This window comes from uncultured Lamprocystis sp., assembly GCF_903933125.1.
Taxonomy (GTDB): domain Bacteria; phylum Pseudomonadota; class Gammaproteobacteria; order Chromatiales; family Chromatiaceae; genus Thiodictyon.
Window position 1 is genome coordinate 1 of record NZ_CAIZIZ010000504.1, and the last position, 7,826, is coordinate 7,826.

Genomic DNA, 7,826 nt, shown 5'->3' on the forward strand with positions numbered 1-7,826 from the left:
GGCGGAGTTGGTCGCCCGGGTGAGCGACTTTGCGCACACGATCAACGTCGATCCGTTTGCCGTTGCCGACCGGCTCTGGACGAAAACGACGCTCGATCCAGAGGAAGAGAAATTACGCATCCCGGCCTAGGCGAGGTTTAACACCACGTCGGCGTCTTGCTCCAGTGAACCCAACTCGCGAAGGTCGGCGATCATCGGCCGGCGATTGGAGCGGGATTCGGTCCCCCGGTTCAATTGCGACAGGGCCAGCACGGGAACGCCGATCTCTTTTGCCAGGGCCTTGAGTGATCCCGATAGGTGCGACAACTCTTGGACGCGGTTATCTGTGCGTCGGTCGCGGTCGCTCCGCATGAGTCCAATGTAATCGACCACGATCAAACCCAGGTCCCCGGCTTGACGCTTTAGCCGCCGACACCGGGCGCGCAATTCAGCGGGGCAAAGGGCGGCGGTCTCGTCAATGTGCAATGGGGCCTTGCGTAGCAGCGTGCTGGCGCCGGTCACTGACTCCCAGTGGTCGGGCTCAAGCCGGCCAGATCGCAGCCGGTGAACGGGGACGCGCGCCAAACCGGCAAGGGCGCGTTGTGTCACTTCGTCCGCGGACATTTCCAGCGAGAAGAAGGCGACGGGCCGCCCCTCGTTGACGGCGACGTGAAGCGCAACACCCAGGGCCAGGGCAGACTTGCCGACACCGGGCCGGGCTCCGATCAGGATCAACTGCCCTGGGTCCATCCCGCCGATCCGGCGATCCAGGTCAATCAAGCCGGTAGCGAGTCCCTGCGCCCCCTGTCCGGTGCTGCGGCGGTCCAGGTCCTCCAGAACACCCGGCAGCAGGGCGGCGGCGCTCTTGGGGCCGGGGTGGGCTCCGGTGCGTTCCGCGGCGGCGAAGATGCGCGCCTCGATGTCGGCAGCGATGGTTGCCGGGTCGGCGGTGCCGGGGTCCATGGCCAAGGCGTGCCCATCGGCGCAGGCTGCGGACAAGCGGCGCAGGGTTGAGAGGCTGGCGACGGTGCGGGCGTAGTGGGTCGCGTTTGCTGCCGTGGGCGTCTCATGTGCCAGCGTTCCCAGGTAGGACAGTCCGCCGGCTGCGTCCAGGCGTCCGGATCGCTCCAGCGCCTCCGCCATCGTCACCAGGTCGAAGGGCCGCCCGGCCGCGGCCAGATCGCACAGGGCGCGGTAGAGTTCGCGGTGCTCCCCGCGGTAGAAGTCATCCGGGGCAAGCAGATCGGCCACGTCGTCAAAGCGGGCATTGTCGAGCATCAGACTGCCAATCAAAGCCTGCTCGGCATGGATCGAATGCGGCGGAACGTGAAGGTCGGACAGGTCCATGGTCAATCCTCGGGGGCGAAGTAGCGGTAGGCGGCTCCGGTCGGTTCGGGGGTAGCGCGGAAACTCGCCCCGGCCGATTTGCTGCCAGCGTCGCGGAGTCGGATCAGCGACCCCTCGACCTTGCCGTTCCGGCGAAACGTGGCTTGCCAGTCGGCGCGCTTCGTTGTCCGGCCTGACCAGTAGTCACGGAACTCCAGAACAGCAGGACGCGCGGCCTCGACGGTTACCCCGAAGCTCTCGATCCACTCACGCGAGCGATTGTCCGGTTCCCAGTCCGAAGGGCATTTTGTCGGTGACGCACGCGACGCACGCGACCGACGTATTTCGTCGGCGCGTACTCCTCTCTGTTCTTCTTCTGTTCCTTCTTCTGTTCGTAGGCCGGTAGCGGCCGGGTTGGCGGGTCTGTAGCGGCCGGGTTGGCGGGTCTGTAGCGGCCGGGTTGCGGGTCTGTAGCGGACGGGTCCGGTAGCGGCCGGGTTGGGCACATTCAACCGGGCCGGTAGCGGCCGGGTTGGGGGCTTCTGGCAGGGTCAGGGCGTAACTGTTCGATGTGCGCCCGTTCGACCCTTCGACCGCTACAAGTTCGGCGGCTTGCAGCTTCGCAATGGTTCGCTTGGCTACGGTCTCGCTGGTTCCTGAATCGGCCCCAACCGTTGACTTAGAGGGGTTCAAGCGGCCGGTGTGTCCGTTGATCCGCAGGGCAAGCGCGAATGCTGCGCACCTTTCCGCATGGGTCAGTTCCGGCCGGGCCTGGACAGCGCGAAGCCATTTCAGCACGTCGGCGGCGCCCGCGATCATGTGCCCCCCTGACGCCAGCGGGGAAGCTTGGGCGTGGTCGGGAGCGGGCACAGGCAACCGGGCGGGGTGGGCCGCTCGAACCGCCAGCGGCGGGCGATGTCTCGCCAGGTCAGAAGACCGTGGGCCAATCGCCAGCCATAGCCGCCCTCGCGAGGCGGGGTCGCGCGGGGTGCGCTACCATGTCGCTGTCGGTTGCCTGCCGATGTCCCGCCCCCTCTTGGCCCCGTCTCGGTGTTGTGACCGAGCGGGGCCTTGTCATGTCTGGCGCTCGGATCGCTGGCAGGGGCGCCCGTCCGGGGCTCGCCCGGTGTTTGGTTGGCGTTGTCCATGGTTCGTCAGCATCCACGGGCACGACTGGCCGGGGCAGGTCCCGCCGATGGTCCGGTATCGACGCGGGTGTGTTCGTCCAGCCAAGAATCAACCTGCACTGGGTCATAGCGAACCGCAGACCCGAGCTTGAAATATGGCGGGCCTCCACCTTTCACCCGCCACTGTTGCAGGGTACGCACCGAGAAACCGAGTCTTTCGGCTTCGCGCTTCTCGTCGTGCAAGGCTCTGGGTGTTGCTATCGAGTTGCTCAACTCGCGTTCCTCTGTCGTGGGTTTCGTTCCACGGCAAAGGTTACGCGGTGCAACCGGGGCGCGGTCGGAACTACGATAGTTCCGATGGCTTTCGTCGGAACTACGCTAGTTCCTATGGTTTGCCGCTCGCCCGAGCCCGGACAGGCCATCAATCTGTTTCTTTTTAGACTCTATTGCTTTGGGGATTTCCTTTAGCTTTTCTGCGATACCCCCAGAGTCAATAGGCACGCCATTTAAGCTAGTTTGGTTCGCGATAGCGCCTGCAACCTTGTGTCCCTGCGATAGGTCAAAGTTCGCTATATCGCATAGGGCCGCGACAATAATTAGAAAGGTCGTGCGCTCTCGCTTTCCTAACGACTTCCCTTGCGCGTCTTCTTCGGCGGAATCACCTTGTCGATCTTCCGGGAATAGAAAAGGCGGGCGCTTATTGCTTTCTATTGCGAGAGAGCGCAAAGCATTTCGGTCTACCATCTTATCCGGGCCGCAGTGACCATCCGTCAATCCGAGCTTATCAGCTAATGCGCGCGCTAATGCTTGTCTTTTATACGGACCGATCAAAACGTCATTGTCTAATGGCTCCACATTCAGCCATAGCGACGCGGCTTCAGCAATGGTAAAGCTGTCGAGCATGTCCCATGCGGTAAAGTCTGGCGCGGTTGGGGGTGTGTCTGGGGCAGGATCAGCCGGGCGGTCATGGCCTGTTTTCATGGGGGCGCACCTTCGGGCGCAAGCCTTCAAGAAGGGGCCGGGTCAGGGCGGTGAAGGGGCCGCCTTTTCGGGAGCTAACCTAGACCCGGCCGTAACGGTCAAACCAGCTTCGCGACCTTCAACAGAACGCCAATAATGATGGTCGTTTGCAGAAAGCCCACGCCAATAACCCAGCGGGTCAAGTCGGCTTTCGTCTCGGCAATCCGGGTGTTGGTCTCAGCAAGGTCGCGCTTCAATTCCAGGCGCAAGACTTCAATTGCGTGCTGCAAGTTGTTCTCGTGCTCGGCTACTTCGGCCTTGGTTGCCATCTGTCGATCAAGGATTTCCGCGAGGGCGCGGGCCTGGGTTGCGGCTTGCTGCTCGCTGAACCCGCCAGCTTTGAGGGTTTCGGAATAGGCCAGAGTGTCAAGAATGAAGGTGGCCATGTCCTTAGCCCTCGGTCAATTCAAGGCGCCGTTCAATCCGCTCGACACGGCGCCGCAGGCCGTCCAGGTCGGACTTGCCCGAGTAAACCGCCGTTGTCAGGGCGCCGACTTGCTGCCCGAGCGTGGCAAGGTTTAGCTCGATGCTCGTGAGTCGTTCGCCGTGGTCGGTTTGGGTTGCGCGAATCGCTCGCAGGTGTTCCAGGACCAGGCTTTCAATGTCTGCGGTCATCGTCGGTTCTCCGGGTGAAAGGGTGCGGGTCACTTGGCGGCGGTCCGGGCGCAGGGCGGTAGCGCGGTCACTTCTGCACTCGGGGTCATCCCTGCAACACCCATGATCCGGGCGCCGTGTTGGTCCAGGGCCGCCCGTACCGAGTCCTCACCGAAGCGGGCATAGACCGCGGTGGTTGACTGGTTGGAGTGATTCAGAACCCGGCCGATCAGGTGTAGCGAGTTGCCCGATTGTGCGAGCCAGGAACCGACCGTGCGACGAAGGTCATGCAGCCGCACATCCTCAACACCGGCCGCCGCACGGACTCGCCCCCAAGGCTTGCTGATGTTGACCAGATGAGCGCCTGGCAGCTTGCCGGGCAGGACGTAGGGGTTGCCCTCGGTCTGGGGCAGGTCGCGCAGCAGGGCCACGGCAGGCGGGCTCAGGGGGATGTAATGCACCCGGCCGGCCTTGGTGTCGGGTAAGCGCAGTTCTGCCCGTGTCCAATCCACATCGCACCATCGGGCCGTGAGTAGCTCGGTCTTGCGGGCTCCGGTCAGCAGGTACAGCCACAGGGCCGCGCGGGCCGATGCGTTCGGTTCCTCGTTGATCGCTTGGGCCAGGCGGGGCAGTTCGTCGGCACTCACCCAACGGTCGCGCTTGGCCTCCGTGAAGCGATCAATGTCACGGGCCGGGTTGCTATGCCCCTCGGGAACGAATCCCCAGCGGCGGGCAAGCTCGAACATCTTGGACAGCAGGGCAAGCACTCGGTTGGCCTCATACGGGGCGCGCTTGCCGATGGTGCGATGTAAGGCCTCGATGTCCGGCCGGGTGATCGTCCGCGCCTTGAGGCTTCCCCATTTGGGCAGGACGTAGGCATTGATCCGCCGTTGGTCCTCGTCCCCTGACTTCTTGGCGTTGCCGTGCCGATCCATGTAGGCGAGGCACAAGTCGCGCATGGTTTCGCCTTGGCGTTCCTGTTCGCGGGTTGCTACCGGGTCAGCGCCTTCGGTCTCGACCTTCGCCAGTTCCGACCGGGCCACGATGCGGGCTTGGTCCAGGGTTAGGACGCCAAAGGTGCCGATGGTCAACAGCCGCTTGCGATCCCCCGCGCGATAGGACAGCACGAACGCCTTACGGCCGCCCGGATAAACCCGACAGCCGAACCCTGGCGGATCATCGTCCCAGACCACAAAGCGCGCATTGCCGGTTCCCTGATATGTCAGGGAGTCGATTATTCGTTTTGTCAGTCGCATAGCCCGTTACCCTCGGTTCCTGAGTCACCAGTCAGTTGCTCGGCTTTGAGTCACCACTGAGTCACCACTGAGTCACCAGAAGGGAGCGTATCAGGGCGCGCCGTGCAGTAAAGGATAGCACAAGCGGACGGCCTAAGCCGTTGGAAGATCGTAAGGAATCGTAACCAATAGTAAACGAGCGAAAGAGCGACGCTCAGATTCGTAATCAGTAGGTCGGCGGTTCGAATCCGCCCATCTGCTCCAATAAAACAAGGGCTTAGCTTCACGGCTAGGCCCTTTTTCTTTGCCGTGGCGCACTCACGGCGCACTGGCCCGCAACACCCGACCACAAGGCGCACCCTGCCCACCGCTCCGGCGCCCCCTGCTGGACACCTGAGACCCCTCGCCAAGACCGGCCAAACGGCCCGGATTCGACCCCGTTTTTTCTGTGACTGCGCCATCACTGCGCCGCGGACTCATGGCGCACTCAGTGACCTCTTGAGGATCAGTATCTGGCGACAGCACAACAGCGGATAGGATATCCTGCGTTGCCGGTTCCTGCCGTGTTCTGCCGTGTTCTGCCGTTTGTTGTACACTTTAGCCCTGAGACGAACAGGCCCCGAATCGGCTGGAACCGACCCGAGGCCCTGACCACCACGCAACCTGTCAACGAGGTTCCGCCATGGCTACCGCCAAGTATAACGCCCGCACGCGTCCGACCATGGGAGCCTGACCCATGGCGACCCTAACCAAGCGCACCGACTCGACCGGCGCACCCTCCTACCGCGTCGAGGTCCGCCTGAAAGGCTACCCGGCACAGCGCGCCACTTTCGAGCGCAAGACCGACGCCCGCAAGTGGGCCAGTGCGACCGAAACCGCGATCCGTGAAGGGCGGCACTTCGGGACCGTGGAAGCCAAGCGGCACACCCTGGCCGACCTGATCGACCGCTACACCCGCGACGTGTTGCCCACCAAGAAGGCCAAGACCCAAGGCCCCCAGGCAACACAGTTGGCTTGGTGGAAAGACCAGATCGGCGCCCGGACCCTGGCCGATGTGACCCCGGCCCTGATTGCCGAGTACCGCGACACCCTGAGCCGGGAGCCGGTCCCGAGCATGGCGAAGGATCAAGCCAAGGCCGGACCCGAGCGCACCCGTTCACCGGCCACCGTCAACCGCTACCTCGCGGCCCTGTCGCACTGCTTCACCGTGGCCGTGAAGGAATGGGGATGGATCGAGTTCAACCCGCTGTTGAAGGTGACGAAGCCCAAAGAGCCCCGCGGCCGGGTTCGTTTCCTGTCCGATGACGAGCGCGAACGCTTCCTGACCGCCTGCCGGGGGTCGAGCAACAAGGATCTTTACCCCGCCGTGATCCTGGCCCTGTCCACGGGAGCCCGGCAACAGGAAATCATGAGTCTGCGTTGGCCCCAGGTAGACCTTGCCCGCCGCGTTGCCACCCTGCACGAGACCAAGAACGGCGAAATCCGGGTTCTACCCTTGGCCGGTCCTGCCTTGGACCTACTGCGCGAACGCTCCAAGGTCCGGCGCCTGGATACCGACTTGATCTTTCCGGGGCACACGCGCCCGGCCAAGCCTATCGACCTGCGCACCCCGTTTGAGACCGCATTGAAGCGCGCGGAGATTGCCGACTTCCGTTGGCATGACTTGCGCCACACCGCCGCGTCCTACCTCGCCATGAACGGCGCGAGCCTCGCGGAGATTGCCGAAGTCCTTGGGCACAAGACCTTGAGCATGGTCAAGAGGTACGCCCATCTGAGCGAGGCCCATACCGCATCCGTAGTCGAGCGGATGAACGCGCGGTATTTTGGGGAGGGGGCGAAGTGAGAAGGCCCTACTATGACCGTTGGGATGGAGAGGACTACTTCCCCGTGAAAACCGCCATGTACCTGTGCGCCGACCTGGAGCCCCCGGAGGCCGGGCAAGGGGTTTTCTCGTCGAAAGAGTTGTTCGAGATGCTTGAGCGAATTAAGAAGGAAGTCCCCTGCCAGGATGTTGTAACCAGGGAATCCGAATGGGCGAAAGCGAAGGGTATTCTCTATTGCAAGCGCGCGGACTTGCGCAAATGGGCAGAACGCACGGGGCAACGGTCGGCAATGCCTTTCCTGTTCCCGGAGGATCGGACGGAAGCAGCCGAACCAGCGGTATTTCGGGCGGGAGGGGGCGAAGTGAAACCGGATTATCGAGGCGCCATTTAATAACCGGACGCGCCTTAATGCAATTTTTCTAGCATAGTCTATACTTACTGAAGTTTCCTACTTTTAATTTGGTTGCCGAATAGGAAATACACAGTATGCAGCGCAAAAAAGCGCACACGAAATGATTTGTTTATTAGTGTTAGCTAATATACTTATCAGCCGCTCGACGGCCTCGCTGAGGGCGCGGAATAGCGGCCTATTGCGATTACATTTCAGCGACTTAAAGGTGAATGCGGACTCTATTCAGGGTCTAATCGAAGGTGCCTAATCCGTTGATTAAAAACTAAACGAGCCCGCATTCCATGTCGATCTTACCCGCTCTCGCCGTGCA

Annotated in this window: 9 protein-coding genes; 2 read left to right on the plus strand and 7 right to left on the minus strand. The window is 62.5% G+C overall.

All coding sequences use genetic code 11. The features are described 5' to 3' along the window. Positions 1 to 126: 126 nt before the first annotated feature. The 7 genes from dnaB to QZY03_RS27620 all read right to left on the minus strand — a co-directional run bounded on the left by dnaB (position 127) and on the right by QZY03_RS27620 (position 5,302). Positions 127 to 1,326: a replicative DNA helicase gene (gene dnaB / locus QZY03_RS27595; RefSeq protein ID WP_295586868.1), complete on the minus strand. Its 1,200-nt coding sequence runs from the start codon at positions 1,324 to 1,326 to the stop codon at positions 127 to 129. 2 nt (positions 1,327 to 1,328) lie between these two features. After that, positions 1,329 to 1,811, minus strand: coding sequence for a DnaT-like ssDNA-binding domain-containing protein (locus QZY03_RS32305; RefSeq protein ID WP_363168384.1), 483 nt, complete (start codon positions 1,809 to 1,811; stop codon positions 1,329 to 1,331). A 648-nt stretch (positions 1,812 to 2,459) separates the two neighbouring features. Next, positions 2,460 to 2,705 carry a helix-turn-helix domain-containing protein gene (locus QZY03_RS27600; RefSeq protein WP_363168380.1) on the minus strand — a complete coding sequence of 82 codons (246 nt, stop codon included), beginning with the start codon at positions 2,703 to 2,705 and terminating at the stop codon, positions 2,460 to 2,462. Positions 2,706 to 2,810: 105 nt separating this feature from the next. Then, positions 2,811 to 3,413, minus strand: a complete 603-nt coding sequence (locus QZY03_RS27605) for a hypothetical protein (RefSeq protein WP_295586870.1) — start codon at positions 3,411 to 3,413, stop codon at positions 2,811 to 2,813. A gap of 98 nt (positions 3,414 to 3,511) precedes the next feature. Continuing rightward, on the minus strand, positions 3,512 to 3,838 hold the full coding sequence (locus tag QZY03_RS27610) for a hypothetical protein (protein ID WP_295586872.1): 327 nt from the start codon (positions 3,836 to 3,838) through the stop codon (positions 3,512 to 3,514). Between the two features lie 4 nt (positions 3,839 to 3,842). Next, on the minus strand, positions 3,843 to 4,067 hold the full coding sequence (locus QZY03_RS27615) for a hypothetical protein (protein ID WP_295586874.1): 225 nt from the start codon (positions 4,065 to 4,067) through the stop codon (positions 3,843 to 3,845). Positions 4,068 to 4,096: 29 nt separating this feature from the next. Continuing rightward, positions 4,097 to 5,302 (minus strand): site-specific integrase, encoded by a 1,206-nt coding sequence (locus tag QZY03_RS27620; RefSeq protein ID WP_295586876.1) that lies wholly within the window; start codon positions 5,300 to 5,302, stop codon positions 4,097 to 4,099. Positions 5,303 to 6,017: 715 nt separating this feature from the next. Here QZY03_RS27620 and QZY03_RS27625 point away from each other — a divergent pair. After that, positions 6,018 to 7,124 (plus strand): site-specific integrase, encoded by a 1,107-nt coding sequence (locus QZY03_RS27625; RefSeq protein ID WP_295586878.1) that lies wholly within the window; start codon positions 6,018 to 6,020, stop codon positions 7,122 to 7,124. A 44-nt stretch (positions 7,125 to 7,168) separates the two neighbouring features. After that, a complete protein-coding gene (locus tag QZY03_RS27630) occupies positions 7,169 to 7,495 on the plus strand; it encodes a hypothetical protein (protein ID WP_295586880.1) in 327 nt (108 codons plus the stop codon). Positions 7,496 to 7,826 lie beyond the last annotated feature (331 nt).